Origin of the sequence: Bacillus sp. AFS017336, assembly GCF_002555445.1 — a bacterium.
Lineage (GTDB): Bacteria > Bacillota > Bacilli > Bacillales > Bacillaceae_G > Gottfriedia.
The window spans coordinates 1-1,620 of sequence record NZ_NUCO01000165.1; the positions used below are offsets into that span (position 1 = coordinate 1).

General features: G+C 38.2%; 1 protein-coding gene. It reads right to left on the reverse strand.

The window, feature by feature from the left end:
* Window positions 1–119: 119 nt before the first annotated feature.
* Window positions 120–1,346: an IS110 family RNA-guided transposase gene (locus CN601_RS26435; protein WP_098119126.1), complete on the reverse strand. Its 1,227-nt coding sequence runs from the start codon at window positions 1,344–1,346 to the stop codon at window positions 120–122.
* Window positions 1,347–1,620: the final 274 nt, after the last annotated feature.

Here is a 1,620-nt window from a genome sequence, read left to right on the forward strand (position 1 = left end):
AACTATCCTGAAAATTACTATTGGTAAAAGTGGATTTTTGGCAACACGAAACTAAGCCCCAAAAGATCCATTTTTAAAATAGCTCTAGGCGCTCGTTACTTATTTATTTTTTAAAAAAATTACGCTATTGCTTCAACTGTAACCTTACATCCAAGAGTCTCTAATCGTTTAATAGATTGCTTGATCACGATTTCTTTCTTTCGTCGATCAAAGTAATCTGCACCCAACTCAATATAGGGTACTCTTCTGTTTAACATGTGATAAGCAATTGTTAATATGGTATGTCCAACCGCAACTGCTGCGCGTTTTTTTCCAATTCTTGCTGCTAACCGTTGGTATTGTGATGATAGATAAGTGTTTTTTGTCCTCGCTGCTGAATGTGCTGCTTCAACAAGTGCTGCTCGTAATTTTTTATTACCTTTTCTTGTCTTTCCAGACTTTTTTTTTCCAGCACTTTCATTGTTACCTGGAACCATTCCAGCCCACGAACATAAATGGGGAGCAGATGGAAATTGATTCGAAATTTCCATGCCAATTCCTATTTCAGCCAAAAGTTGTTCAGCGTGACCTCTACCTATTCCTGGAATAGAATCAAGTAGTTCAATATCTTCTTCATAAGGTTGCATACGTTGTTGGACTTCTGCACTTAACAGCTCAATCTGTTGATCCATAAAATCAATGTGTGAAAGTTGGGTTTTTAACATCATTTTTTGATGGGGTCCAACGGATCCTATTAATGCACGTTCTAAATCATCCTTTTTTTTCTTCAAGCTTCTTTTAGCTAGGCTTGATAATACTTGTGGATCATTTATACCGTTAATAATAGCTTCAATCATTGCTCGACCAGAAACACCCATAATGTCAGTCGCAACCGAAGAAAGTTTTATATTGGCACCTTCGAGTACTTTTTGGATTCTACTAATCTCCCTAGCTCTTTCTTCAATAAGACTGCGGCGGTATCGAACTAATTCACGTAGTTCTCTCTGTTCGCGATTAGGGATATAACTATGTTGAAGAAGACCATGGCGAAGCAATTTTGCAATCCATTCTGCATCTTTCACATCAGTTTTACGTCCTGGTACAGCCTTGATATGAGCAGCATTTACAACCATCGGTTGTAGTTCCTCTAGTTCTAATAGATTATAGATTGGTTTCCAATATACACCTGTACTTTCCATTGCAACATGAGTACACTGTTTACTTTTGATCCAGTCTATTAAATTGAAAAGATCAAATGTCATGGTACCAAATGTTTCAATTTCTTTTCCCTTTGGAGTAATCGCGCAAGCGGTAATACTCTTTTTGTGAACATCAAGTCCACAACAGCGATTAAATACAACATCCATTGTAAGTATCCTTCCTAGACTGAAGTAAATTAAGGCTGGTGCAACAACCATATATGATTAATCTATCCTGCGTGCTTCTCATCAGAGAGCAACAATTTGTGGTGCACCTGGTCGAAGTGAATCAGTCTACCATGCGGGCTTAAAAGCACCATAGTCGAACGACCTTCCTTATCCAGCCATAGTAACAGGATTGACAGTTGGAATAGGAACTAGACTCGTATTAAAAACATTTTCATTCATTTGATGGTGCCGCGAACGCGGCATGGGAGTCTAC

Coding starts and splice junctions, on each gene's coding strand:
- CN601_RS26435 (WP_098119126.1), bottom strand. CDS start 1,346: ATGGATGTTGTATTTAATCGCTGTTGTGGACTTGATGTTCACAAAAAG.